The sequence below is a fragment of the Ruegeria sp. CH8 genome (assembly GCF_056536985.1).
This window is the reverse complement of record NZ_JBQFQR010000006.1, coordinates 163,830-188,529: the sequence shown is the minus strand read 5'-3', so window position 1 is coordinate 188,529 and position 24,700 is coordinate 163,830. Positions and strand designations below refer to the sequence as shown.

23 protein-coding genes, 1 tRNA gene and 1 pseudogene are annotated in these 24,700 nt (G+C 55.6%); 9 read left to right on the top strand and 16 right to left on the bottom strand.

Going from position 1 to position 24,700, the window contains the following annotated elements; genetic code table 11:
- Positions 1 to 11: 11 nt before the first annotated feature.
- Positions 12 to 1,022 carry a TRAP transporter substrate-binding protein DctP gene (dctP, locus tag ACR0ER_RS09180; protein WP_480768649.1) on the bottom strand — a complete coding sequence of 337 codons (1,011 nt, stop codon included), beginning with the start codon at positions 1,020 to 1,022 and terminating at the stop codon, positions 12 to 14.
- An 88-nt stretch (positions 1,023 to 1,110) separates the two neighbouring features.
- Entirely contained in the window at positions 1,111 to 2,412 is a 1,302-nt protein-coding gene (locus tag ACR0ER_RS09175; RefSeq protein WP_480768648.1) for a Gfo/Idh/MocA family protein, read from the bottom strand.
- Between ACR0ER_RS09175 and ACR0ER_RS09170 the strand changes: the two genes are divergently transcribed.
- Positions 2,411 to 3,064, top strand: a complete 654-nt coding sequence (locus tag ACR0ER_RS09170; protein ID WP_170328650.1) for a GntR family transcriptional regulator — start codon at positions 2,411 to 2,413, stop codon at positions 3,062 to 3,064. The genes ACR0ER_RS09175 and ACR0ER_RS09170 overlap by 2 nt on opposite strands.
- Before the next feature lie 368 nt (positions 3,065 to 3,432).
- Here ACR0ER_RS09170 and ACR0ER_RS09165 read toward each other — a convergent pair whose 3' ends face one another.
- The 6 genes from ACR0ER_RS09165 to ACR0ER_RS09140 form a co-directional block, all read right to left on the bottom strand.
- A complete protein-coding gene (locus tag ACR0ER_RS09165) occupies positions 3,433 to 5,247 on the bottom strand; it encodes a BCCT family transporter (RefSeq protein WP_480768647.1) in 1,815 nt (604 codons plus the stop codon).
- Positions 5,248 to 5,325: 78 nt separating this feature from the next.
- A complete protein-coding gene (locus ACR0ER_RS09160; RefSeq protein WP_480768646.1) occupies positions 5,326 to 6,336 on the bottom strand; it encodes an Ldh family oxidoreductase in 1,011 nt (336 codons plus the stop codon).
- A gap of 12 nt (positions 6,337 to 6,348) precedes the next feature.
- On the bottom strand, positions 6,349 to 6,978 hold the full coding sequence (locus ACR0ER_RS09155) for a DUF3726 domain-containing protein (RefSeq protein ID WP_480768645.1): 630 nt from the start codon (positions 6,976 to 6,978) through the stop codon (positions 6,349 to 6,351).
- Positions 6,975 to 8,660 carry a hypothetical protein gene (locus ACR0ER_RS09150; RefSeq protein WP_480768644.1) on the bottom strand — a complete coding sequence of 562 codons (1,686 nt, stop codon included), beginning with the start codon at positions 8,658 to 8,660 and terminating at the stop codon, positions 6,975 to 6,977. The genes ACR0ER_RS09155 and ACR0ER_RS09150 overlap by 4 nt, the downstream gene beginning before the upstream one ends.
- Complete coding sequence (locus ACR0ER_RS09145) at positions 8,657 to 9,634, bottom strand: membrane dipeptidase (protein WP_480768643.1); 978 nt, start codon at positions 9,632 to 9,634, stop codon at positions 8,657 to 8,659. The genes ACR0ER_RS09150 and ACR0ER_RS09145 overlap by 4 nt, the downstream gene beginning before the upstream one ends.
- Positions 9,634 to 11,076 (bottom strand): aldehyde dehydrogenase family protein, encoded by a 1,443-nt coding sequence (locus ACR0ER_RS09140; protein WP_480768642.1) that lies wholly within the window; start codon positions 11,074 to 11,076, stop codon positions 9,634 to 9,636. The genes ACR0ER_RS09145 and ACR0ER_RS09140 overlap by 1 nt, the downstream gene beginning before the upstream one ends.
- A 120-nt stretch (positions 11,077 to 11,196) precedes the next feature.
- Between ACR0ER_RS09140 and ACR0ER_RS09135 the strand changes: the two are divergent.
- From ACR0ER_RS09135 to ACR0ER_RS09125, 3 genes and pseudogenes are all read left to right on the top strand, one after another.
- Positions 11,197 to 11,355: pseudogene (locus tag ACR0ER_RS09135) on the top strand (helix-turn-helix domain-containing protein); the annotation flags it as partial.
- Positions 11,356 to 11,370: 15 nt separating this feature from the next.
- Positions 11,371 to 12,063 (top strand): substrate-binding domain-containing protein, encoded by a 693-nt coding sequence (locus ACR0ER_RS09130; protein ID WP_480768708.1) that lies wholly within the window; start codon positions 11,371 to 11,373, stop codon positions 12,061 to 12,063.
- A gap of 314 nt (positions 12,064 to 12,377) precedes the next feature.
- The gene (locus ACR0ER_RS09125; RefSeq protein WP_480768641.1) at positions 12,378 to 12,653 is read left to right on the top strand and encodes an antitoxin VbhA family protein; all 276 of its coding nucleotides are present in this window, start codon (positions 12,378 to 12,380) and stop codon (positions 12,651 to 12,653) included.
- Positions 12,654 to 12,892: 239 nt separating this feature from the next.
- On the opposite strand, the gene ACR0ER_RS09120 is transcribed toward ACR0ER_RS09125, so the two are convergent.
- Positions 12,893 to 14,281, bottom strand: coding sequence for a tetratricopeptide repeat protein (locus ACR0ER_RS09120; protein ID WP_480768640.1), 1,389 nt, complete (start codon positions 14,279 to 14,281; stop codon positions 12,893 to 12,895).
- A 46-nt stretch (positions 14,282 to 14,327) separates the two neighbouring features.
- Here ACR0ER_RS09120 and ACR0ER_RS09115 point away from each other — a divergent pair, with 46 nt between their 5' ends.
- Genes ACR0ER_RS09115 through ACR0ER_RS09105 form a run of 3 tightly spaced genes read left to right on the top strand, consistent with a single transcriptional unit; the run spans position 14,328 to position 17,029 of the window.
- Positions 14,328 to 14,561 (top strand): hypothetical protein, encoded by a 234-nt coding sequence (locus ACR0ER_RS09115; protein WP_480768639.1) that lies wholly within the window; start codon positions 14,328 to 14,330, stop codon positions 14,559 to 14,561.
- Positions 14,562 to 14,571: 10 nt separating this feature from the next.
- Positions 14,572 to 16,044: a guanitoxin biosynthesis MBL fold metallo-hydrolase GntH gene (gntH, locus tag ACR0ER_RS09110; RefSeq protein WP_480768638.1), complete on the top strand. Its 1,473-nt coding sequence runs from the start codon at positions 14,572 to 14,574 to the stop codon at positions 16,042 to 16,044.
- Entirely contained in the window at positions 16,007 to 17,029 is a 1,023-nt protein-coding gene (locus ACR0ER_RS09105; RefSeq protein ID WP_480768637.1) for a CobW family GTP-binding protein, read from the top strand. The genes gntH and ACR0ER_RS09105 overlap by 38 nt, the downstream gene beginning before the upstream one ends.
- A 450-nt stretch (positions 17,030 to 17,479) precedes the next feature.
- On the opposite strand, the gene ACR0ER_RS09100 is transcribed toward ACR0ER_RS09105, so the two are convergent.
- The 5 genes from ACR0ER_RS09100 to ACR0ER_RS09080 form a co-directional block, all read right to left on the bottom strand.
- On the bottom strand, positions 17,480 to 18,454 hold the full coding sequence (locus tag ACR0ER_RS09100) for a Gfo/Idh/MocA family protein (protein WP_480768636.1): 975 nt from the start codon (positions 18,452 to 18,454) through the stop codon (positions 17,480 to 17,482).
- A 65-nt stretch (positions 18,455 to 18,519) separates the two neighbouring features.
- Positions 18,520 to 18,912 (bottom strand): sugar phosphate isomerase/epimerase family protein, encoded by a 393-nt coding sequence (locus tag ACR0ER_RS09095; protein ID WP_480768707.1) that lies wholly within the window; start codon positions 18,910 to 18,912, stop codon positions 18,520 to 18,522.
- 215 nt (positions 18,913 to 19,127) lie between these two features.
- A tRNA-Arg gene (locus ACR0ER_RS09090) sits at positions 19,128 to 19,205 on the bottom strand.
- Between the two features lie 181 nt (positions 19,206 to 19,386).
- Complete coding sequence (locus tag ACR0ER_RS09085; protein WP_480768635.1) at positions 19,387 to 19,863, bottom strand: GNAT family N-acetyltransferase; 477 nt, start codon at positions 19,861 to 19,863, stop codon at positions 19,387 to 19,389.
- A gap of 1 nt (position 19,864) precedes the next feature.
- Positions 19,865 to 20,176 (bottom strand): ETC complex I subunit, encoded by a 312-nt coding sequence (locus ACR0ER_RS09080; RefSeq protein ID WP_480768634.1) that lies wholly within the window; start codon positions 20,174 to 20,176, stop codon positions 19,865 to 19,867.
- A gap of 153 nt (positions 20,177 to 20,329) precedes the next feature.
- Here ACR0ER_RS09080 and uvrB point away from each other — a divergent pair, with 153 nt between their 5' ends.
- On the top strand, positions 20,330 to 22,516 hold the full coding sequence (uvrB, locus tag ACR0ER_RS09075; RefSeq protein ID WP_480768633.1) for an excinuclease ABC subunit UvrB: 2,187 nt from the start codon (positions 20,330 to 20,332) through the stop codon (positions 22,514 to 22,516).
- Here uvrB and ACR0ER_RS09070 read toward each other — a convergent pair whose 3' ends face one another.
- Positions 22,517 to 23,278, bottom strand: a complete 762-nt coding sequence (locus ACR0ER_RS09070) for a hypothetical protein (RefSeq protein ID WP_480768632.1) — start codon at positions 23,276 to 23,278, stop codon at positions 22,517 to 22,519. It abuts the gene before it with no gap.
- 342 nt (positions 23,279 to 23,620) lie between these two features.
- On the opposite strand from ACR0ER_RS09070, the gene ACR0ER_RS09065 reads away from it, so the two are divergent.
- A complete protein-coding gene (locus ACR0ER_RS09065) occupies positions 23,621 to 24,328 on the top strand; it encodes an ORF6N domain-containing protein (RefSeq protein ID WP_480768631.1) in 708 nt (235 codons plus the stop codon).
- Here the strand turns inward: ACR0ER_RS09065 and ACR0ER_RS09060 are convergent.
- Positions 24,325 to 24,678, bottom strand: coding sequence for an MmcQ/YjbR family DNA-binding protein (locus ACR0ER_RS09060; RefSeq protein ID WP_480768630.1), 354 nt, complete (start codon positions 24,676 to 24,678; stop codon positions 24,325 to 24,327). The two genes, ACR0ER_RS09065 and ACR0ER_RS09060, sit on opposite strands and share 4 nt — an antisense overlap.
- Between the last annotated feature and the right edge of the window lie 22 nt (positions 24,679 to 24,700).

Sequence of the window (24,700 nt, the reverse complement as noted above, 5' to 3'; positions counted from 1 at the left end):
TGTAGACGAACTTAGTTGCCCAGAGCGTTGATCTTCTCCAGAACGCCGTCCGGCCATGATCCGGCGAACTCGCTGTCCAGATACATCGACTGTACCTGATCGCGGAACGCCGCCAGGTCGGGCTCGTAGACCTCCATGCCCTGCTCTTTTAGGAAACTGACAAGGTCCTCTTCTTTCTGAAGCTGCTTCTGGCGGCCTGATTCAGCTGCTGCGTCCGCAGCTTCCTGAACCTTGGCTTGCTGTTCCGGTGTCAGCCCGTCCCAAACCTCTTTGCCGATGGCGATATAGTTCAAGTCGACCAAGTGCGATGTCAGGATGATCTGATTGGTCACTTCGTAGAACTTGGCATCAACCACGGTCGGCAATGGGTTGTCCTGACCGTCAACGGCACCGGTCGACAGAGCTGTGTAAACCTCTGAGAACGCCATTGGTGTCGGGGCGGCACCCAGCGCTTTGCCAAGGAACTGCCACGCATCTGTGCCCGGCATCCGCAGGTTCACACCCTCCAGATCAGCCGGAGTGCTGACGGTCAGTTCATCCTTGGGCTGGCGCAGGTTCACCTGACGACGGCCCAGATACATGACCGACAGCAGTTTGACGCCCAGTTCTTCTTCGGCCTTTTGCTTGAAGGCATCCATCAAGGGATCGTTGAAGACAGCCACCTGGTGCGCGGCGTCCTGATGGACATAGCCTGCGGTAAAGATCGAAAACTCGGGGAAGAACTGTGCCAGTTCCTGCGCCGAGGTGATCGACATTTCCAGGTTACCTCGGCTGATGGCGTCCAACTCGGTGCCTTGGGCGAAGATGGTTCCATTATAGCTGGGCTCGTAGCTTGCGAAATCAGCGACCATGGGCGCGAAAACCTCGGCCATAGCGACCGAGCGCTGGTCGGTCTCCGATCCTGATGTTGCGAGGCGAAGTTGCACTTTGTCTTCCGCCAACGCACCGCTTGTTGCGCTAAACAGAACACCGGTTGCAACCAGGGCTGATACAGCAGCCCGGCGGGTAAGTTTGGTAATCACTTTGCTCCTCCCTGAGACATCATGATGCATTTTTCCGATTCTGATTTTTGACCTATTTTGGGCATTTTGCAAGATTTTTTATAAAATATCAGATATTTTTCATTACCTGCAATCTCTGTTGTTGCGTTTCCCGAAGGTTTCTTATCCTGACAGTCTCGCCAATCCTGCAGGAATTCTGAATAGCTTCAATAACTTGAAGCGTTCTAAAACCTTCCCATCCAGACACAATCGGATCTGCTTCGCGCCGAGCGACTTCAACAAAGTGCCTGAGTTGATTGACCAGGGGGTCGGATGCACCCTTCTTCAGCGCGGTTGATGAGATTGGCGTCCACCAATCCCTTTGCTCGCTCTGGTAACTCCACAGTCGAAGATCGGGAACGGACAACGACCCATGAGAGCCACCGATCATGTAGCTACTCTCAGTGGTCGACGGATAGATTGGATATTCCTGAGACGTCATCTCCCAGCTCCATGGAGCAACGATGCTGTCGGACACACTTATGGTCCCTATCGCTCCGCTTTCGAACGTCAACAGAGCACCGGCAACATCTTCGTTGTCGTAGCCCCGCTGCGATGCAGCCGACTGAGCCTGAACGGTCACGACTTCTCCGGCCAAATACCGCAGAAGATCGACGTCGTGGACCAGATTGACTGAGATGGGCCCTGCACCTGGTTTCTTTCGCCAGGGCGCAGCATCAAAATACTCGTCTGGCTTATAGAACCAGCAATTCGCATGGACAGCGCGCACATCGCCAATCTTCCCACCGACAATGGCTTCCTTAGCCGACCGGATCAGAGGATTGTGTCGACGATGATGTCCGACCATCAGTGGCACATTGGCCTTCTCCGCTGCTCGAACAAGCTCAAGTGCAGCGGTGGCTTCCACGGCGATCGGTTTTTCGACAAGAAGGGGACAACCATGTCGAACACACGTGAGGCCTTGTTCAACATGAAGCGTGGTCGGGGTCGCAAGAACAGCTCCGTCCGGCGTCTGATTTGCAAACATTTCCTCGAGGGTTTCGAAACATACGACCCCATGCTCAACGGCGTAAGCACGACCTTCATCGCTGGGGTCGACCACCGCGACAAGATCAACATGGCGCAACGCTCGTATAGCGTCTGCGTGGCGGCGTCCAACAAGGCCAATGCCGACAATGGCAATGCGAAAGTTCTTAGACACTTTGCTTCCTTCCGGAGGGTCCGGAAAATCCCGAAACCGATGATTGCGATCGGGCTGCTTTGCCCAACTTGGCCACGACCGTATTGGGGTTTTCGCGATTCCGCAATAATGTATGATATTTTTATTTTTACCATACATCAGTTTGGATTGCTGATGTCTCTGAAAAATGCTAATTGAACGAGGAAACTGATAATATCGGGTGAAACGCATGGCGAAACAGCCGTCTACGATAGGTGCAAGCACCTATCAGCGCATCAAGCGGGATATCATCTTCGGGGAGCTGCAACCCGGCTCCAAACTGAAGCTGGACGCCTTGAAGGAACGCTACTCGGCAAGCCTTTCGACACTTCGTGAAACGCTGAACAGGCTCGCCAGCGACGGGTTTGTCGAAGCTCCCGAGCAACGGGGTTTCCTGGTCACGCCGGTTTCACGAGAAGACCTGACCGAGATTTCAGAGCTGCGCGTACTGTTGGAATGCCACGCGTTGGAGTTGTCCATTGCGAACGGCGACACGGACTGGGAAGGCAACCTGGTTGCCGCACACCACAAACTGCACCTGATGGAACAGCAGCTTCTCAAGGGCGACGAGTCCGAGAAAGAAACCTGGAAACGATATGATTGGGAGTTTCACCAGGCGATGATCGCGGCCTGCAACTCCAAGAACCTTCTGTCTCTGCACTCAATCATCTACGACAAGTATCTGCGGTATCAGATGCTCGTGCTGACCTATCGCGGCGAAGAGGCCGTCAAGGAGCACAAGGGCATGTTCGATGCCGCGCTGGCCAGAGACGCCGACACGGCCAAGAAACTGTTGGAAGATCACATCCGAAACGGCCTTACCCACACGTTGGAGGCTATGTAAGGCGGAATGCTGATTGCGTGCTTCGACGTCTTCAGGTCGGTTTGGCAGGGAATATCTCAAAATTCTGCATCTAAATCGAGAAGTTAGTGAACGGCCCATTCCCGACATTAAATGAGTCGTCACAATGCTGCGATGCAGGCCGTCAAAGCGGTCATTTAGGCTCCCGCGCAGTACTGGAAGTGCCCAACGTCGATTCGGCCGCACCAAGCCGTCATTGGAAAAACTGTATCTTCGACGAGTAGACCCGCTGCTACGGCGCGCGCTTTTCATTCAACCAAGTGTTCGCAAGAGAGCCCCACGAAATTTCGAGAACAAAACCCGTTGGGCAGAAATCCGGGCAGTCATGGTACAACTGCCCGGAATCGAGCTTACTCAGCCGGGGCAGTCAGTTTCTGGCGTAGGCTGTCGCGGTAAAGGGCCTTGGCGAGAGCCACGCACATCAGCCCCATGACCATCGTGAAGGGCAGTGCGCCGATGATCATCGCGTTCCGCAAGGCATCCATTGGGTTGTTCTCGCCTGCAGCCAGAATCAGAGCGCCAATCACAGCCGTCAGGATCAGACCCCAGATGATCTTGTGTTTGTTGCCGATGTTCTGATCGCCACCAGACATGATGGTGTTCATCACCAGAATGCCCGAGTCAGCCGATGTGACCAGGAAGGTCATGATCAGGACAACACACATCACTGTTATACCCGACAGCAACCCACCCGAGATCATTTCTTGCAGGGTGACGAACAGCTTGGCGGTGTTCGACGCACCGATGATGGCGCCCTCGGCCGTGCCGTTCAGTTCAAGGTCGATCGCGGTGCCCCCCAGAATGGTCATCCATGCAAAGCAGACCAGTGCTGGTGCGAATACACAACCAACGATGAACTCTCGAACCGAACGCCCTTTGGAAATCCGCGCCAGGAACAGGCCCACGAAGGGCGAGAACGCGATCCACCAGGCCCAGTAGAACGTGGTCCAACCTGCCTGCCAACCAAATTGACGACCCGGGTCACCAGCGGCATAGACCGAAGCGAGAACGGTTTCGGGCAAGGCTGCGACGTCGCCTTCAAGCCCTGATTTGAACCCGTCAAACGAACCCCAGGGGTTGGTCGCACCGCTGTATAGGGCATCGGCAAATGGGGCGGCTTCGCTTGGCAACGCTGCCTCAAATGCCGCCGCTGACTGCGGGTTGAACGCGCCAAAACTGAGCGAGATGAAATGCTGGATGTAGTCGATGAACGCTGTTGCATAGGTGGTCATTGCAAACAGGAACGAACCGAATACGACAAAGACCAGCAGCAGTATTAGAGATAGCACCAGATTCAGATTCGACAGGTACTTAACGCCACGTCCAACGCCCGAAACAGCCGATATGATCGACAGGCCCATGATGACGATCAGACCCGCCAACAGGCCAACTGTACTTGGGGTCGGAACTTCTCCGTTCAGATCCATGATCCATCCCATACCGGTAATTGCATAAAGCCCGTCGATGAACTGCGAAACGCCAAAACCGATCGTTACCGAGACACCCAGGATTGTTGCAACAACACCCAGAACGTCTACGACGTGGCCAAGAAAACCGTTCATCAACTTGCCAAACAACGGTGTCAGCGCAGTGCGGATCGTCAAGGGCATGTTGCGCGTGTAGGCATAGTAGGCCAGCGACAAGCCAGTCACGACATAAATCGCCCAGGCATGAAACCCGTAGTGCAGGAAGGTATACCGATACCCGGACTGCAGTGCCTCTTCGGTATTACCAACAACCTGCTCGGCGATCACAACCGGATTTGAACCCCAAAGGCCCAGAGGCTCGGCGGTGGCAAATACCATCAGACCGACACCCAGACCGGCACCGAACATCATAGAAAACCACGAGAAATCCGAAAATTCTGGTTTTTCACCTTCCGGACCCATGAGTCGTTTACCAGTTTGCGGCAGCGCAGCCACGACAAACAGGAAAAAGGCAAAGAAGCCGACGATGATGATATAGAAGGCGTTGAAGTCCTCCAGTAGGCGCGAGTTCAGGCTTCCCAGAACTCCATTTGCGTTTGCAGGCCAGACCAGTGCCCAGATGACCAGCGCAACCATGATCGACTTGCTGAGCAAAGCAATTTCGACGCTGTGACCTTCATAGAAGCCGCCCGAAGATCGCTTGATCTCCAGATCGGTAAATGGATCCTTCATTGACATGTGTTTCCTCCCTGTTCGCACGTGTCCTGAGTTCCAGAAAATTATTTGCAGGTGTCCCGAAACTTCACCATTTCTGCCCTATTTGAGTAGGGCCTCAATTTTCTCCAGCGTTGCCACGTTGACGGCTACACCTTCAGAATTTGCCGCCAAACGCTTTGCCCGGCGACCATCGCCGGGCAAATGTGCGCCGTCCTGATATCGGATCGCTTCAACAAGATCGGCAATTCTGGTAGAAAAAGCGTCATCTGCGGTTGCAGATGCGTCAATCGCGATAAAGAACTGGCCCGTCTTAGGTGGGCCTCCAGCCGTTCCCGAAAAAGGTGAGGCGTGAATTCCAAGCGTGGCACCGGTTAGCGCTGCAGCCAAAACCTCAGTCAGCAAGGCCACGCCGACGCCTTTATAGCCCCCCGAGGGGGCCATCGATCCCTTGAGCCCGACATTCGGATCAGTGGTGGGGTTGCCATCCGGGTCCAGCGCCCAGCCAACCGGGATCGACTTGCCTTCCCGGGCATGTTTCATAACTTCGCTTTTTGCGATGGTGCTGGCGCTCTGGTCGATCAGCAGTGCAGGTTGCCCATCGGTGCCTGGAGCAGCGATCGAGAACGGGTTGGTTCCGACCACCGGCTTAGAGCCTCCCGAAGGTGCAATTGAAGCCGGAGCGTTGGTGAAGCCCAGACCGACCAACCCGGCCTGCGCCAGCCGGTGAGTGTGATACCCCAGAACACCGCAATTATAACTGTTGCGGATCGCCAGCGCGGCAATCCCCTGCGTACGGGCAGCCGGTATCAGCGCTTTGAAGCCGGCCTCGATGGCTGCATGCGCAAACCCGGTGGCAGCATCGACAGTGATAACACCGGGGCGTGGCTCCGCCAGAACCGGTCGGGCTTGCCCATCGACCTTGCCGCATTGAACGTGCTCACAGTAGATCGGGATATAGGCCAGGCCATGACTGGCAACCCCGTCTGCCTCGGTCGCTGAGGTTGCGACCGCCAGAGGCCGCGCGTTTTCCTCGCTTGTGCCCGCAGCGACCAGTGCCCGGAAAGACAGCTCTTCGATTTCAGCAAGTGACAGGGTGCGGGTTTGGATCATGGCGGTCTCTTTTCAGTCGTTGTCGGAAAGCCCGGCACCAGCGCCGAGTAAACGGGATTCTTCCGTTGCCGGGGCGTAGGTGCGGTGCGCTAAGCGGTTAAGCATGTTCCATGCCGCCGGATCGGGCGTCGCGCGGGTCTTTTGCGCGCACGGGTTGGTCAGGGTATCACCCAGTGCAACCTCGATTACGCTCGCGTGGGCTGGGCACTCATTTTTCAGTACCAGTTGCGTCCCGTCAGTCGCTGCGAAGAAATCGCCCGCCATGACAGTAACAATTGCGGATTGGCGACGCGCGGCTTGGGCCGCAAATGGCAGCAAGACAGCAGGCGTGGCCAAATTTCTGATCCGGTTCGGGCCGGAATGCAGAAAATGCGAGCAATCCGACAGCAACGCCCCGGTCATCAGCGGGCATAAGTCCATGCCCCCGGACCAGTCGGGTTCCATATGTTTAGGGACGTGTTCACCCAAATTACTCGCAAACCCGCGCTCCAACACGCCTGCTAGTTCGGCTACACCGTCAAGACTCTGTGCACAGAGCCAGCGCGTCGCCTTCCCGGCCTCTTCCGCCACTCCCCAGTCATAGCCTGCACCGCGCGTTGCACGTTTGGCGGTGGCTTCGACTTCATTAAGGGAAAAGCTCATTGCGCAAGCTCCGGATAGACCCACAAATCGGCATTGTCCGGACCCAGCTCTTCGGGATATGGCGCGCCTGCATACATACAGATGCGAACCCATCGGTCTGAGCGCGGATCGAAATGGGTTGCGCCGAAAAACGAGAGTTTGGCGCGCAGCATGTCGATGGGCATCACCTCTGCGCCAATCGTATTGTCCCGAATTTCACCATAGGGGGCGACGCGGCTCATCTGCGCGCGGCGCACCGTGTGGCGATGTTCCGGGTGGCGCAACAGGAACTCTGCGACTGAGTCTTCGCCCGACCATTTGTCCAGAGCGTCAAACGCACGCGCCGCGTCGCGCGCCGGTGCGAGAGGTTGCTCATAGTCCGCAATTGGTTCGTCGAACCGTTCCCCCAGGCGGGGTTCAAGCTTTTCTTCGGAAACATACCAGGCGCGCGCGCAATGTTCAGCGGCGTTCCAATCCAGATCAAGCGCCCAGCCAAAGCTCGTGCGGATCAGCTCGTGCACCCGGTTGACCGGCATTGCACCGTCGATTGCAAAGGCCGCGCTGTTGCCATCCGCCATACAACTGCTCAACCCGTCCACCAGTTCGCCATATGGTTCAAGGATCAGAGAGGCCAGCAACTCTTGCCCTTCTTCGCTAAGGGCGGTCTGAGACCATAGGATCAGGTGTTCCCAAGGCTGGCTTCTCGTCAGATCTGTCTGTTCGAGATGCGTGGCTATCGCGTCCAGATCGGCATTCAGGGCGACAAGTTTTTCGATCTGGATCGGGTGCTCAGACCGCCACCACGAGATCGACAATTTGCTGCGCTCGAATACTTCGCGGAACATGGTCACTTCGGCGTCCGTTGCGGTCTCAACGGACCGAACGCGCGCGATGGCCTCTTCACGTGCCATGATCCAATTGTTGAACAGGATCGGATGATTGACGATGAAGGGTGCCATGCCCAGCCCGGTCGAGTTGCCGATCCCCAGCCAGCGGGCGATATTCGGGTCAAGCTGCGCGGTCTGTGCACCACCCTTGGCCTTTGCCATGTGCTGCACCAGATCACGTACGAATATCCGGGTCAGATAGACGGAGAGCATCTCGGCCTGAAACGGGCCGCTGACCTCGGGCCGGTCGGCGATCTTTTCCCGGTCCGCCGCGCCGAACTTGCCCGATCCGTAAACCGCTGTGGTGCGCATCAGATACCCAACCTTGTAGATCTGCGCGAGATCCGGCTGCTGACCCGCAGCCAGCCGGTCTACTACATGGGCCCACAACCGAACCGAGCGGTTGGCACGCGACAGCGACAACTCGCTTTCGCTGACTCGACCAGCTTCTTGCAGCGGTACATTCCGGGACAGACGTTGAAAATCGTCCTTGCTGGGAACACCGTCGAACAAGGCAAAGGTGGCATCCCAGGCCTCGGCTATCACACGATCCGAACGTTGCTCGGGCGGCAGGTCATGGGCGAAGGCGACCAGTGAATAGGTGCGATCGGGTCCTTGCGCGGAATATACCGCGTGGCCCACACCGCTAGTGTCAATATCAAAAACGGGCCGGGAAAAGACCCATTTCTCAGCCGCCATACGACGGGTGAGCTGGCGCATGAAGCTGAGCCGACATTGGTGCAAAGACCCAAGACGCGAAAGGCGCATCACCCGGGCAGGCTCACGACGTTCAACATTTTGTGGCGTGGTGGTCATGGCTGTTGCGATCCAAAGTTATCGGCGAAGAAACGATACCAGTTGCTACCCATGATACCCGCCACCTCTTCGGCGTTCATGCCAACGGCGCAAAGCCCGTCTTTGATGTTGCCAAAGTCGCGATTGTCGCGGAACCAGTGCGGCATCGGAGGGAAGCCAGGCGCCGAGGCTGAGCCTTCGCCATAGTCAATCTCTTTCGTCCAGCGCCCAACCCGCATCCATTCGACCACGCTGTCGGATTGATCCTGACACAGGTCCGTACCAATCCCCAGGTGCTTTACCCCATATTTGTCGGCCGTACGGGCGATCATCTCGCAGAAACTTTCCAGCGTGCAGTCAGATTTGCCCTTCAGGTGATGCGGATAGACCGAAAAGCCGAACATACCGCCGTTTTGTGTCACTGCGCGGATCACATCCTCGCGCTTGTTGCGCAGCGCGGGAGACCATTCGTGCGGGTTGGCGTGCGTGATGGCGATAGGACGTTCGGAAATATCAACCGCCTCGATGGTCGAGCGGTCTGCCGAATGGCTCATGTCGACCACAAGTCCGACGCGGTTCATTTCCTTGATAACCTGCTTGCCCATGCGGGTGATGCCGGTGTCTTCGGCCTCGTAACAGCCGGTCGCCAGTAGGGACTGGTTGTTGTACGTCAGCTGCATGAACCGCGCACCCAGATCGTGCAGGATCTCGACCAGCCCGATATCGTCTTCTATCGGAGACGGGTTCTGGAACCCGAAGAATACAGCCGTCCGGCCCGTTTCCTTTGCTAAATCAATGTCGCTGGCCCAGCGGCCTTTCATGATCAGGTCCGGATATTGCTCGAACCAGCGATTCCATTTCTCAAAGTTCAGAACAGTTTCGCGGAAGTTTTCATGATAGGCGATGGTGACGTGGATCGCGTCCACGCCGCCTTCGCGCAGTTGGCGGAAGATCTTTTCCGACCAGTTGGCATATTGCAGGCCATCGATCAGCATCAGACCGGGCCTGCGCTGATATAGGCGGTTTTGACGGTGGTGTAGAATTCGGCAGCAGCCTTGCCCTGCTCGCGCGGGCCATAGGAACTGTCACCACGGCCACCGAAGGGCACGTGATAGTCGGTACCTGCGGTCGGCAGGTTCACTGTGACAACACCTGTGCGCGCGTTGCGGCGGAAATGGGTGGCGCGGGCCAGCGACTTGGTCACAATGCCCGAGGTTAGACCAAAGTTAGTGTCATTGACCACGCTTAGCGCCTCGTCATAGCTGCCGACCTTGATGACGCTGGTCAGGGGCGCAAACATTTCCTCGCGGTTGATGCGCATATCATTGGTAGTATTCAGGAATACGCCGGGAGACATGTAGAACCCGTCATGTGGCATCTCAAGCCGCTGGCCGCCGCAGGCAAGCTCTGCACCTTCGGATTTGCCCAGATCCGCATAGGCGAGGTTCTCAGACAGTTGCTGAAGGCTGACGACGGGTCCCATCTGGGTGCCGTTTTCCAACGCATGACCCACTTTCATCGCCTGCGCACCCGCGACCAGCTTCTCGACAAAGGCATCATGGATACCTTCATGCACCACAAGGCGCGACGAGGCCGTGCATTTCTGGCCCGTACCACCAAAGGCTCCACCCAGTGCCAAGGTGACTGCCAGATCCAGATCTGCGTCATCCATGACGGCCAGAGCGTTCTTGGAGCCCATTTCCATCTGTACCTTGGTCAGGTTCTGAATGGCGGCAACGGCGATACCCTTGCCCACCGGTACGGAGCCGGTGAAGGAAATCGCGTTGACCTTCGGGCTTTCGACCAGTCGCTGCCCGATTGAACGACCCGAGCCCATCACAAGGCTGAACAGGCCCCTGGGAATATCCTGACGTTCGATGATTTCGGTCAGCGCCACAGCCGAGGCAGGCGTGATGTTAGCAGGCTTCCACACAACCGCGTTGCCATAACACAACGCAGGCGCAATCTTCCACGAGGCGGTCGCAGTAGGGAAGTTCCATGGACTGATGATCGCGACAACGCCAACCGCCTCACGTCGCACGTCGATCTCGATGTCAGGGCGGACGGAATCAGCGTTCTCACCGATTTGACGCAAGCATTCAGCGGCATAGTAGGTAAAGAACTGACCGGCGCGGAAAACCTCGCCCTTGCCTTCTGCCAGCGGTTTGCCCTCTTCGCGACTGAGCAATGTGCCCAGTTCCTCGGCGCGCGCCATCAGTTCATTACCGATGTTCATGAGCACGGCTTGTTTACGCTCCAGCCCATAGGATGCCCATTCGGCCTGTGCGATGCGGGCCTGATCCAGCGTTGCGTCCAGCTGATCGGCACTGGCCTGGGCAAACATGCCCACCAGATCGCTCAAATCCGACGGGTTGCGATTTTCAATCTCGCTTTCACCAGCCAGCCACTCGCCTGCAATCAAGTTCAATTTGGTCACTTTGGATCCCACCAACAGAATTTCGGGTTACAGAAGAATGGATTTTTTTATACACATCAGTCAAATTCAAATAAATTGACTGAACTTCAGAGGAATTGAAGCATAGCAATCAAGATCGAAATGCTGCGCTGCTTCTGCATCGTCGCGCAAACCGGAAACCTTGCGGAAGCGGCAGAACGGCTTGGCCGCACACAATCTGCTGTTTCAATGTCTCTAAAGCAGTTGGAACAGCACATTGGAAAGCCGCTGTTCGAAGGCGAGCGCAAGAATCAGCTAACGGTGCTAGGAGAGGAAGTGTTTAAACTGGCACTGAAACAGGTCCGCCAGTTCGAATACACCATAAGTAGCATCGGAGAGGCCGCAAAGACCGAGCACGGCCTGATCCGGATCGTATCGGTTCCGTCAGTCGGCGCGCTGATTTTTCCGGCCGTCCTTGATCACTTGGCAAACCGGTATCCACGCTTGAAAGTCGAAATACGCGATACAGACACGCAACACGTTCTGGATGCGCTTGCTGAAGGCGAGGCCGATATTGGGATCGCGTCCGGTCACCATCCGATCAACGGCGTCGAAGCAATCGCTCTGTTTGAGGATCGGTTTGGATTGGTATGCGCGGCAGATCATCCTCTGATCACGCAAGCGGCCCCTCCGACAATTGAGGACGTGGTTGCTGCGCCGTTCGTGCGAAACGCACTAAGCGACAAAATCCAATCCCAAGCCTTCGTGACCGCAATGGAGGGCGCGGCGATAACACTCCACAACACCCACACGCTTATTGCATTGGTCAAAACCGGAAAATGGGTCACGATACTGCCCCAAACCGTTTCGCGGTTTATGCCGGAAACCACAGCGTTTCGCTCCGTGTCGGACCTGCCGGACAAAAGGCAGGTCTATCTATATGTCAGAAACAGAACACGATTTCGGGAACAGACCGATGCGTGCAAGTCATTCATTTTGGAATGTACAGATGATTGGCGAACGGAGTAGCTGTAGTCTTTTTTGGTTCTGTCGCAATCTCTAAAGTCTGACTTTTTGAAACGAAGTACTCGTATTAGTGGCATCGCAGATGACAGGGTAATTGTCTGCTTTGTGAGATCGCGACCTTGTTAATTGCTCCTGCAGGGAAAGACTGCTTTCCGCCCACACTCACCAGTGTCTGTCGTCAGGGGTTTTGGGACAGATGGCCGCCCGGCATCAGTGGCACCCGAGCTTTATGCGGTTCATGACTCGGCATTTTGGACAGTGTTTTGCTCTGCTTCAACGTCTATGTAGTTTCATTATTCTGACCAATGCTACCACGCATGAACAAAAAAATCGAAAACTCTGAAAGAACCTTGGCTGCGACGAACGAAGCCTTGACAGAGCTTGGCAAAAGCTTCGCGGATTTTATCCCAGAAACGTCGCCTGATACTCAAGAGCAAACAAAGCGCCGCGAAGTGTGGCGCCAGGCGAATGCGTCTGTTCGACTCTCCGGCGGAAAGATCAGCGACGAGTTTTTGGCTGTTCAAGAACGATACATCACCGGCGAGATCAGCGATAAAGATGTGAAGCAATGGATCGAGAGTCTGCTAACGTAGAATGAGACATTGTAATTCGAGAAGAACCGGCGGCACATTCGAAAGAACCTTTTTCATGACACAGAAAGATCGCATCATCTGCAATCCCGATATCCTCGGCGAGATTCCAACGATCAAAGGTACTCGCATTGGGCTCACGAAGCAGCTAAACCAACCATTCGAACTCGGTTTGGCATTGTTGCTTTGAGTATGACGTCGATCTTGAAAGCTTGCGTAAGAAATCAAGGAAACTCGCTTCCTTAGTATCTCGTCAGTGTATCAAGTATCGCTTTCTGCGTTTTACCGTCGTTGTGAAAAATCCTGTTGGCAAGATACTCAGACGGGAAATCGGGCCAAGTCATTCGCATTTCGTCAACGTGTTGCTCTGCCGCTTCCGAATTGCCCAACTGATCCTGTGCAACGGCTTGAAACAGTAGTGACGGAGAGCTGACGGGTGCACCGGCAGCTGGTGCTCCTTGAAAGGCGTCTATGACATCTTGGTAGTTCCCGAGCATCAGTTGGGAGACGCCCCAGATATTTCTTGAGCCAAATCGACCGGAACCTGTTCTGGGTCTTTGGGGGTTGCTGACTTCGGCGGCAAGGTCAGGAGCATTGGCAACAATGGCCGTGATACCAACAAGATCCAATAAATGGCCATCCGAAGGTGCAAGCGTGATGGACATTCTGGCGTATTTCAAAGCCTCGTCTGGCTCATCCCTGACAGCCAACACCCAACCTTTTGCGGCATTGGCCCATGCGTCGGTGGGGGACAAATCCAAAGCCTGTTCAGACATTTCCGATGCCTGGCCTATGAGTTTCTTTCCTTGTGCTTCATCTCGGGACAGCATAGCCAGGGTCGCCAAAACCTGAGCTTTGCCGGAGTACCCATCCGGCAAAGCTGGATCGAGCTCGGTGGCATGCTGGAACATGCCAAGTGCCATTTGCTGACGTTTGGCGTCAAAGACTGGAAAAAACATGCCGCGGGCTTGGTCTGCGAGGTTAGCTGCCTGCAAACTGGACAACGAATGCTTACCAAGTGCTGCACGTTCGGCTTGTTCGATGGATTGGGTCGTTGGCAAAGCCTTGCTGTTTTCCTGGCTCAACCAGATGCCAAGCACAGTGATTATTGCAAGGACACACAGTCCAGCTGACAGCAGTGGCAGCGTATGCCGACGCCCTTCAGGCTCATCGCTGTTCCACTCACGTGATGTGCGGTCTTCAATTGTAGGTTTGTATGAAAACCGCGGCTTGTATCCGCCGGGATCAACAAAAATACGAACACCTTCGCCGTCCCATTTTTCTTCATAAAACTCATGTAGTAGCCGACGCAGCCGCCTGGCTTCAACGCGAACGAGATTTTGACCACCAGTGCCATCAATGCGTCGCCCATAGACCTCCACAGCGATAGCTTTGCCTCGAATCTGGGGACTGCGACCCGCGATAGCTTCCTCGACGATGTATGTAAGAAACTGCTGGAGACGGGGCGAAGCTTGGAACTCACCGCTCGATACAACGCGCTCGAGTGCTTCCCGGACAAGATCCGGCGACGGCTGTCCAACATCTTGATCTGTCGACAAATCATTGGCTTTGTTCAAGGCAAACTCACCCCCCCACTCACGGTGACTCACTTGGCTGGCGCGGTCAACCACACTCATCTCGATGTGAGAATAGATAGTGGGAGCCGGGATTTATCCAGTGACGGTGGATCTGATTGAAGAGATTCCAAAACTTTCCGAGGCGTTGTCAGGGCGCATCCAAACAGATGCGTTGCTCAAAGAGGTTATCGAAGACCTGAAGAAAGTTTCCGAGCTGTTGGATGACACATCGATCACAGCCACAGAGCGCGCGGAATGGGCCCACATCAGATCCGAACTCGTGAACGAGCTTCGCCGGATGGTGAAGCGCAACCTTCGTAGCATTTCCAACTAAGGGCACAGCCATGACAAGAGAAGACAACGGCAAAGAACTTAAGAACGAACAGATCCAGAAATCTGACGACATCAAAAACCCTTCCCGGCGACACGTTATGCAGGGACTGGCAGCAGGTGCGGTCGCAACCGGTGCCGTTAGCTACGGTACAGGAACTGCACAGGCGCACCCCGGTGATGGGCCACTGGGCGAAAGCCTAAAGAACCCTTACGGCGGTCGGCCTGCCGGGGGCATCACTCTGCCGGAGTACTTCCGTCCTACCAAATACATGACGGGCTCGAACGCGAATTATTTCCCGCTTTCCGAGGACCTCGGGCCCGACGAAATGCGGATATCGTTCTGTGGTTCGACGCCATTTCCGCCCCGCGAAGATCAGGCTGGAACCTGTATTATGGTCGAGTTGGGCAACGGAAAGCGGTTCTTCTTCGATTTCGGCTCGGGCTGCGTCCGCAACATCATCGGGATGCAGGTTCCAGGTCAGTTGATCAACGACATCTTCATCACGCATCTGCATGTCGATCACTATGCAGACATCCCTTACATCTACCCGTTCCGGGCTTGGTCTGGTGGATACACGCCGCTACGCATTCACGGTCCTTCTGGTCGGACACCAGAGCTTGGGACAGCCGGAATGGTGAAAGGCATGCAGCAGATGCTCAAATGGCATCTTGAGGCCTTCGATGTGTTCCCGATTGGGGACGGCTACGAGATCGAAGTTAACGAATTCGATTTCCGCCAAGAAGGCGGCATTGTTTATGACCAAGATGGCGTGACTGTTCGGTCCTGGCCTCGTAGCCACGCCAAAGACGGTGCGGTGGGGTATCGGCTGGATTGGAATGGCCTGAGCTTTGTTTGGACCGGCGACGGCCGCCCCGATGAACTGAGTCTTGAATACGGAAAAGGCGTCGATGTGTTTGTGACCGAAATGTCCGGACAGGATATCGGTCAGTTGATGACCTACAAATACGGTCTGCCGCAAGAGCTGTTCAACTACACAATCGATACGCATCATACATCGCACTATGCGGTCGGTAAGATGATGGCTGAGGCGCGCCCGCGGCTTGCAATGGTAACCCACTATACGCAAGACGAGGACATCGATGCCGAAATGCTGGCGGGAATCCGCGCCCACTATGATGGGCTGTTCGCTTGGGGTTTGGACGTCGCCGTCGTCAACGTCACCAAAGATGCAATCTGGTATCGGAAAGCGACACTTCCCGGAAAATCTGGTTCGGTCGCGCCATTCCGCGAATTGGGCAAGATGGAAGCAGAAGGCAAGATCACGTTGCCGGATGAAATCAAGCCGCCAGCACCGCGGTCATCACGTGCCGAACAGCAGGACCAGAAATACCGCGATATGGAGATCGATCCTAAAGAATACTATCCAGCTGACGTATTCCGTGCTCCCGATCCCGAGTGGCCCAGCGATTTCGTAATCAAGGTCGATGACGTCATCCCGAACCGCAAGAAGAAGGCGGAGTAACGACATGATCGAATTTGGGTCGTCATCCGCAATCCCCGTAACGATTCTTACCGGCTTTCTCGGAGCCGGTAAGACAACACTTTTGAACCGCATCCTGACAGGCAATCACGGGTTGCGGGTTGCGGTTCTTGTTAATGACTTTGGGTCCATTAATGTCGATGCTGATCTTGTTGTTGGCCTGGAAGATGATGTGATGAGCCTGGCGAATGGCTGCGTTTGCTGCTCGATCCGAGATGACCTGATCGAAACGGTAGAAGCTGTTCTCGCCCGGCCTGAGAAACCGGAATACATCGTCCTTGAAGCAAGCGGAGTGTCGGACCCGTCATCAATTGCAATGACATTCACCGATCAGAAGTTTCGGGACATGATCCGCTTGGACAGCCTTATGTGCTTAGTCGATGCGGAGCAATTGTTCGCAGCACCTGAACAAATGGAATTGAAGCTTCGCCAAATTGCGTTTTCGGACATGGTTATTCTGAACAAGGTCGATCTTGTCGACAGGGCCACGGTTCAAAAGGTTCATGATTGGCTTGGGTCACGTTTCCGGCGATATCGTCTGGTCGAAGCCGTAAATGCCGATGTCCCGCTGGATATTTTGCTGTCCGTGGGACGCTTTGCCAGCGAGCAACTTGAAACGAAAAAACCGGATCATCACGAACATGGGCCCGGTTGCGGTTGCCAAAGCGCCGATCACTCTGACAGCTTTTCGACGACTATGATGAAAGTCGACCACCCCATTAGCCTGTCTTCTCTCAAGACTGCAATTCGGAATCTGCCCGGAGACGTGTATCGTCTTAAGGGCTTTGTCTTCAGTGAAGAGGATCCAGATCATCGTATTCTTGTACAGGTCGTCGGCAAAAGAATGGATATCGCGAAGGACGGGGCTTGGGGGGACCGAAAGCCTGAAACAAGGCTTGTCGCTATTGGCGCGCCGGGAGCCCTTTCAGTAGACGCTCTATCCGATACGTTATTGGTGTCAGCATAGCGGTTAAGCTGGCAAAGCCCGGTGTTGTGCACCACTTCGAATCTACGGTTTGCACGTCCCGGATAGACAACCCCAGATCAAGTTAGGAGGAAATTGCTGTTGCTTAGCGGGACTTGCAAAGTTCAGTCGTGAAGGTCTGCTTCGGTCAGGTTTTGGCACTCCGGAGCGAAGATTCGTATAGCTGTAAAGTCCGTGAAGTGTCGACCGAGTACCCTGCAGGTAAGGTTTTTTGCGAGCCCATTTCAACGAATGCTGCGCTTCTCCCGAACGGATGCGGGCTGCGAATAGCAGCCATTGGCCATCGCAAGGAAAGCTCAAACCGGACATACAATGCGTCCATGCGAGCCCCCAGCATACTCAGGATCGCTTTTCGGAAGAAGGTTTACGGGGATTGGGGCAGGTATCACCAAGGGGTAAACCCATCGGCATGAGGGCTCTCGCCTGCGCAGCTCAGATATCCCAACTGTTCTCGAAGGCTTGATCAATCGCAACCTGCGTTTCCTTCGAGAACTCGAGCCGGCACGGATATTGCGCCCCGGTCGTCACCGAATCCCCGAATGCCTCGACCTGCAATTTGTACTGATCAATGATCGGAAAACGCCTACGCGAGACATCTCTACCGCCTTTGTGCAACTCGACACTGGCCTCGCCATAGATCCTTGGGTTGAACGGCGCCGTTACACGGATCAATCCCCCTTCACCATGGAAAGTCATTTCCTGGAACAGGTTGAGACGCGTGGTCACGTAGGCCGAATTGGTGAAGCCAGGGAAACTCGCCCGGATGTCGGTGAAGGCGTCCACGCCATTTTCCCATCGGATGCGGGACGAGATATCCTGAGGTTCTTCACCCGTTACAAAGCGGGTCGATCCCAGCACATAAACGCCAATGTCGCGCAACGCTCCCCCGCCGGTTTCAGGGCGATGCCGGATGTTCTCGACATCTTCCCGACTGTCGAAGGCAAAGATGCCGCTGACATGTACCAGCCGCCCAATCTCTCCGGATTGGATCAACTCGCGTACATAATGCCATTGCGGATGGTGCACGATCATGAAGGCCTCGGCAGCAAGCAAACCAGTTTGGTCGCGAGCGTCTATCAGAGTATCAAACTCGCCCGCCTGCAAGGTCATCGGTTTCTCACAGAGGACATGTTTTCCAGCCTCCAGAGCCTTCGAAGACCACTCAACATGTAGGTGATTTGGTAGCGGGATATAGACCGCGTCGATGTCCGGATCAGCCAACAATGCGTCATAGCTGTCATGGATCTTCAGATCAGGACACAAGGCTTGAAATGGCGCGACCTTGTGCTTGGAGCCTGTGGCCAAGGCCACCAGTTTGGCATTGCTTGCCGCGTGAATTGCTGGGCCCATATGTTTCAGCGCAAAGTTCGCGGCACCGAGAATACCCCAATTGACCGTGTTCGACATGTTATTCCCGTTAGTAGTTTGCCTCATCACCTCATAAGTGACGGCATTTTTCGTTTGTGTTGATCCTATCGGATCAGGTTTTCCAGAAGTGATTTTAGTTCTGCAGCCATTTGGAAGCTGTTGCTCTGATGTTGCTTTCGGCAGAACAGCTCCGGGCTCCACCAGCCCACATATCCCGTCGACGTCACAGCGTCGCACCCTTCGCGCAGATCAAGAGCACCACTGCCGGTGGGCAGATCTCGCAGGACCGTTTCGTCCGGAATACCCCCCGAGAATGGCAGTGAATCGCACACATGCACGCCATAGATACGATCTTTGTCAATCCGAGCCACAGTCTCGGGCGTGTCACCCGACACATAGCAGTGCCAGAAATCCGCGCCTACCGGCTTTGGGGTTTGGTATCGTTCACCTGCACTGGAAACCGTCGTCCCGGCAGACCAAATGCCGGTCGAGCACAAACAATCAAAATTGAACAATTATGTGAGGCAGATCAGCGCAAATGAAACCACAAGTAACTTCTACGATTTCACGCTCTAAGTTCCGGCGGATGGATCGCTGCCACCTTAGCAACCATTCGGATAGTTTTCACTTTTCGCGAACACTCTATACAGGGTATTAAAACGCAAAAGGGACGGCTGTCACACCAAGTTAGTTTCGAAACCGCCTGGAGAAATGGCGAGCCGTGGAGGACTCGAACCCCCGACCTGAGAATTAGAAGTTCCCTGCTCTAATCCAGCTGAGCTAACGGCCCACTCGCGCCTCTAGGCTGTATTGGTGAAATCGTTTCGATTGTCAACTTGGTACAGAAGTAGGAGGTATACCCAAATTATTTGGAACGATTTTAATAATTTATCGCGACTTGGTAGGATCTAGGGGGCTATTTGCGCTCTATCCAATTAAGCTACGGGACCGCTGCGCCCTTCTTGCGTTTTTTACGGGCGGGGTTCAAGACCCAAGCGCATGAACGCACTGTTTGGATCGGCCGTGTAACCGTAAATTGGCCCACAATAAGAATATCCCAGAGCCTCATAGAGTTTTCGGGCTGCATCATACTCCGGCAGATGAGCCGCGCCGGTTTCCAGAACCAATGCGGAAATCCCTTCGGAGCGGGCCAGATCGGCAAGATAAACCATCATCCTGCGCGCCAGGCCACGCCCGCGCACCTGAGCCAGAATATGAACCGACTTCACCTCGGCCGTGCCATCCGGCAGCGCCTTGAGCGCACCGCAGCCGACGGGCTCGCCTGCTTCAAACATCGCCCAGAACCGAATCCCCGGCCCCGCCAGCGCCTCAGCATCCATCGTGTGATTGCTTTCCGCGGGGCCAGCGGTTTCGCCATGGGCAAAATGCGCCTCAACCACCGGACGCAGCGCGTCCGATGTAGGATCGGCCTCGCGGATTTCGATCAATTCAGTGGGTCCAGGGGCTGCGCCGATCGGTGGCGAAATTCTCGCCATAGCCACGAGCGCGCAGATTTGGTTTGCGCTTGTGCGGCTCGCTGACCTGTGCGTCGATCCCGTTGTCCTTGGCGTAATCCAACGCCTCTTCCTTGGTGTCGAATTTCAGCCGCACTTGGGTCTGCGTGTCATTGGACGAGGTCCAGCCCATCAGCGGATCAACCTCGCGCGACGAGGCAGGGGCGTATTCCAGCACCCACTTGCGGGTTTTGGCCATCCCCGAGGTCATCGCGTTTCGCGAAGGCTGGTAAATCCGTGCGCGCATGTCGCCTCTCCGTACTCACTTGGCTGGGGATGTTTATGCGTCAGACGCGCGGCGTGGACAAGTCCGCAATTGTCGCAACTTAGAGCGTTCGAAATGCCCCCTTGAACAAGAACAAAAACAGATCAAAATCAGGCGCGAAAGGAATCTCCCCTTATGGCTTATGCTCATTCCGACAAGACCCAGCTGACTGCCGACGACGTGCGCGCCCGTCTGAAATTGGAAGGCGGCAAAGAATTCGTGATGCATACCGACTTTAATCCGGCGGGCGACCAACCGACCGCGATCAAGGAACTGGCCGGCGGCGTTCTGGACGGTGAACGTGATCAGGTTCTGCTGGGCGCGACCGGGACAGGGAAGACCTTCACCATGGCCAAGGTGATCGAGGAAACCCAGCGCCCTGCCATCATCCTTGCGCCCAACAAGACGCTGGCGGCGCAGTTGTACGGAGAGTTCAAAGGCTTCTTCCCCGAAAACTCGGTCGAATACTTCGTGTCCTACTACGACTATTACCAGCCCGAGGCATATGTGCCGCGCTCGGACACCTACATCGAGAAAGAATCTCAGATCAACGAACAGATCGACCGGATGCGCCACTCGGCCACGCGAGCCTTGCTGGAACGCGATGATGTGATCATCGTCGCCTCGGTGTCCTGTATCTATGGTATCGGGTCCGTTGAGACCTACGGAGCAATGACGCAGGACCTGAAGGTGGGCAATGAATACGACCAGCGGCAGGTGATGGCCGATCTGGTCGCCCAGCAGTACCGCCGCAACGATCAGGCGTTTCAGCGCGGGTCTTTCCGGGTGCGCGGTGATTCACTGGAAATCTGGCCCGCCCACCTTGAGGATCGCGCGTGGAAGCTTTCTTTCTTCGGCGAGGAACTGGAGCAGATCACCGAATTCGACCCGCTGACCGGTGAAAAAACCGACACGATGGAGCAGATTCGGGTCTATGCGAATTCCCACTACGTGACGCCGAAACCCACGATGCAGCAGGCGATCATTGGGATAAAAAAGGAACTCCGCATCCGGCTGGATCAACTGGTCGGCGAAGGTAAATTGCTGGAAGCACAGCGTCTGGAACAACGCACCAATTTCGATCTGGAAATGCTCGAGGCCACCGGCGTCTGCAACGGGATCGAGAACTACTCGCGCTATCTGACCGGTCGTGCGCCGGGCGAACCGCCACCAACTCTGTTCGAATTCATCCCCGACAATGCCATCGTGTTTGCTGATGAAAGCCACGTCAGCGTGCCGCAGATCGGCGGCATGTACCGGGGCGACTACCGGCGCAAATTCACGCTGGCCGAACACGGGTTCCGCCTGCCGTCCTGCATGGACAACCGCCCTCTCAAGTTCGAGGAATGGGACGCCATGCGCCCGCAATCCGTGTTCGTCTCGGCCACCCCCGCGAAGTGGGAGATCGAACAGACCGGCGGCGTATTCACCGAACAGGTGATCCGCCCCACCGGCCTGCTGGACCCCGAGGTCGAAATCCGCCCGGTGTCGATGCAGGTGGACGACCTGCTGGACGAGGTCCGCAAGGTCGCAGCCAATGGCTTCCGCACGCTGGTCACTACCCTGACCAAACGCATGGCCGAGGACCTGACCGAATACCTGCACGAACAGGGCATCAAGGTCCGCTACATGCACTCGGACATCGATACGCTGGAACGCATCGAAATCCTGCGCGACCTGCGGCTGGGGGCCTTCGACGTGCTGGTCGGCATCAACCTGCTGCGCGAAGGGCTCGACATCCCGGAATGCGGGCTGGTCGCCATTCTGGACGCGGATAAGGAAGGCTTCCTGCGGTCCGAGACCTCACTGGTCCAAACCATCGGCCGCGCCGCGCGGAACGCCGATGGCCGGGTGATCATGTACGCCGACAAGGTCACCGGCTCCATGGAGCGCGCGTTGAACGAAACCAACCGCCGCCGCGCCAAACAGATCGCCTATAACGAGGAACACGGCATCACGCCCGAGACGGTGAAAAAGAATGTCGAGGACGTTCTGGCCGGTCTCTACGAAGGCGACGTCGACATGAACCGCGTCACCGCCACCATCGACAAACCGATGCACGGCGCCAACCTCGAGGCCCATCTGGACGGCCTACGCGAACAAATGCGCAAAGCGGCCGAGAACCTGGAATTCGAAGAGGCCGCCAACATCCGGGATGAGATCAAGCGTCTGGAAGCGGTCGATCTGGCCGTCGCCGACGACCCCATGGCGCGCCAATGGGCGGTCGAGAAAGCCTCGGAAGACGCGGTGAAATCGCGCGGGCGGTCAACGGCTGGGAGGCCGGGGCAGCGGGGTGGGATTGTGAAGAGAAGAAAAAGGTGATTAGCACTCATTTACAGACAATAAATGCTGCCACCCTTCTGTGTTCGCTAAATACGCTCCGCGCATAGCTGAAATTGTAGGATCGGCAGAATTGGAGCCTATGCGTTGCGCCTCACTAAGAAACTGCCTAATTTCTTCCGTGTTTATGGGGCTAAACGTGACAGCGTAATGGTTGCTTGTTGAAAGTGCTATTTCGAAGGAACCGCTAACTCCCACGTCATTCAATAGATCGGCGATACGGTCTTTTGTCTCAAAAGCTATGGGGCAATTAGACGGGCGGTAGGATGCCAACACAACAACGGGATTTGTCAGTAACGCTGTTGGCTGGTTGTCCTCAGGTGCTGCAACTTCCGATTCAACAACAGGTTCTTCAATCGTTACAGTTGCTGAGACAACATCCGCCGACCTGGTATTGCAGATTGTAACGACTGGATCATTTTCATCCATACCCAAGAACGCAAACTGCAAAGGAGCAATCACTGGTACCTGGTCAGTCCCCAAAAGCTGGGCTTCGAACTGAGCGTAAGCGCTGACGATCCGGCACTTTTCAAAGAAGGTTGGGTTCTGAGGATCAAGTTGCTCTAAGTGTTCAGTTGCGGCGCTTAACAGTTGAGCGCGCAATTCAACTTTATTGAGTTCACTTCTGACACTGTCCACAGTGTTTTTAGCGTTAGTTGCCATGATGGCCGCTGTTGAGGAGGCCACAACACCAACGACGGAAACTACAACCGATGCGAGGGAAATTTTATCTTTAGATTCCATTGCACTAACCATAATTTAAGTTGCATGACTTCGAAATTTGGACAGTTAGTGGCAGATTTATAATTTCGACCGTTTTTTCACAGTCGCTTCTTGTTCAAGTCTTATTGCGGGTGCACCACTAATGTACTCGTCCATAGAATGTTTATCGGAAAAAGGTACTGTAACAGAAGCATTAACACCACCCGCTTCTCCCCAATAGGCCAACCATACTTGGGTGGCGAATGATGAAAAATCCTTTGCGACCTAAAATACCTCACCGACGCCACCCATCACTCCACCCTTGCAGCCCAGCGCTCCGTCCTCCACGTTTGAAATCACAAATTGTGATTCCAATCGGTTGCCATGACGAACCCCAACACCCTGCCCAGCACGCATGAGGTCCAAAGCGCCATTCACCGGGTGCGCGGTGCCCGCGTAGTGCTGGCCGAGGATTTGGCGCAGTTCTATGGAAAATCGGTCAGCGCCTTCAATCAGGCCGTCTCGCGCAACAAGGAGCTGTTCGAGGGATACCGCTTTCAACTGACCGATGTCGAGGTCGCCGATTTGCAATCACAAAATGTGATTTCAACACCCAAGGGCCGCGGCGGGCGGCGGGTCAATCCGTGGGTCTATACGGATTACGGCGTGGCCATCGCCTCGGCCCTGTTCAAGGACCCGCGCGCGATCAGGATCACCCGCATGATCACCGAGGCCTTTGTGGACGGCGCAAACGCTCTGGCAGAAACCCCGCGCAGCGTGCCGGAAATCCTGCCGCCCGAAGACGCCCCCGCCCCGTTGCTGCCTAATGGTCAGCAACTGCGCGATCTGGCTGAAAACATCCTCGATTCCGGGCAGCAGAGCCTTGTTGACTACATCGCCAACCCCACCACCAAGCGCCAGCAGGCGGTGGCGGTGATCATGAAAACCCTCGCCGAAACCGCAGGCGAAGAGGTGCGCACCCAGCACGAACGCCTGCGCCTGAACATCGCGCAACGTCTGGCCACCGGGGATTACGCCGATGACGACGACCGCAAACGTCTGCTGGAGTTGCTGCAGGCGATGAAGGGCTAAACGCCCAGCTCGGCCCGCATCTTTTTGGTCAGCTTGGCCACGACCAGATCATAAGACGTCACGATGTGTTCGCGCAGCGAAGCGTCGGACATGCCACGTTCCTCATAAACCTGCAGCCATTTCATCCCTCGCGAGGCCAGATAGGGCGCTGGGCGGATGCCGGGCTCATCACTGAGGACTTCAAACGCCAGATCGGTGGCCTTGAAGGTGAAGGCGTCTTTGCCATCATTCCAGCCGCAGATCGCAAAGACCTTGCCGCCCACTTTCCACACATCCGCATTGCCCCATTGAACCACATGGCTGGTGGCTTTGAGCCTGGCACAAAAGGCGTTGAAATCATCGCGGGTCATCGCCCGAATCTCGGCGATCACC

What these genes read in the sequence shown, in the direction of transcription:
- uvrB (WP_480768633.1), top strand. Translation starts at nt 20,330, where the DNA reads ATGGCTTATGCTCATTCCGACAAGACCCAGCTGACTGCCGACGACGTG.
- ACR0ER_RS09060 (WP_480768630.1), bottom strand. Translation starts at nt 24,678, where the DNA reads ATGACCCGCGATGATTTCAACGCCTTTTGTGCCAGGCTCAAAGCCACC.
- ACR0ER_RS09105 (WP_480768637.1), top strand. Translation starts at nt 16,007, where the DNA reads ATGACGTCATCCCGAACCGCAAGAAGAAGGCGGAGTAACGACATGATC.
- ACR0ER_RS09165 (WP_480768647.1), bottom strand. Translation starts at nt 5,247, where the DNA reads ATGTCAATGAAGGATCCATTTACCGATCTGGAGATCAAGCGATCTTCG.
- gntH (WP_480768638.1), top strand. Translation starts at nt 14,572, where the DNA reads ATGACAAGAGAAGACAACGGCAAAGAACTTAAGAACGAACAGATCCAG.
- ACR0ER_RS09145 (WP_480768643.1), bottom strand. Translation starts at nt 9,634, where the DNA reads ATGCTGATCGATGGCCTGCAATATGCCAACTGGTCGGAAAAGATCTTC.
- ACR0ER_RS09150 (WP_480768644.1), bottom strand. Translation starts at nt 8,660, where the DNA reads ATGACCACCACGCCACAAAATGTTGAACGTCGTGAGCCTGCCCGGGTG.
- ACR0ER_RS09160 (WP_480768646.1), bottom strand. Translation starts at nt 6,336, where the DNA reads ATGATCCAAACCCGCACCCTGTCACTTGCTGAAATCGAAGAGCTGTCT.
- ACR0ER_RS09125 (WP_480768641.1), top strand. Translation starts at nt 12,378, where the DNA reads ATGAACAAAAAAATCGAAAACTCTGAAAGAACCTTGGCTGCGACGAAC.
- ACR0ER_RS09070 (WP_480768632.1), bottom strand. Translation starts at nt 23,278, where the DNA reads ATGGAATCTAAAGATAAAATTTCCCTCGCATCGGTTGTAGTTTCCGTC.
- ACR0ER_RS09080 (WP_480768634.1), bottom strand. Translation starts at nt 20,176, where the DNA reads ATGCGCGCACGGATTTACCAGCCTTCGCGAAACGCGATGACCTCGGGG.
- ACR0ER_RS09155 (WP_480768645.1), bottom strand. Translation starts at nt 6,978, where the DNA reads ATGAGCTTTTCCCTTAATGAAGTCGAAGCCACCGCCAAACGTGCAACG.
- ACR0ER_RS09100 (WP_480768636.1), bottom strand. Translation starts at nt 18,454, where the DNA reads ATGTCGAACACGGTCAATTGGGGTATTCTCGGTGCCGCGAACTTTGCG.
- ACR0ER_RS09065 (WP_480768631.1), top strand. Translation starts at nt 23,621, where the DNA reads ATGACGAACCCCAACACCCTGCCCAGCACGCATGAGGTCCAAAGCGCC.
- ACR0ER_RS09170 (WP_170328650.1), top strand. Translation starts at nt 2,411, where the DNA reads ATGGCGAAACAGCCGTCTACGATAGGTGCAAGCACCTATCAGCGCATC.
- ACR0ER_RS09175 (WP_480768648.1), bottom strand. Translation starts at nt 2,412, where the DNA reads ATGCGTTTCACCCGATATTATCAGTTTCCTCGTTCAATTAGCATTTTT.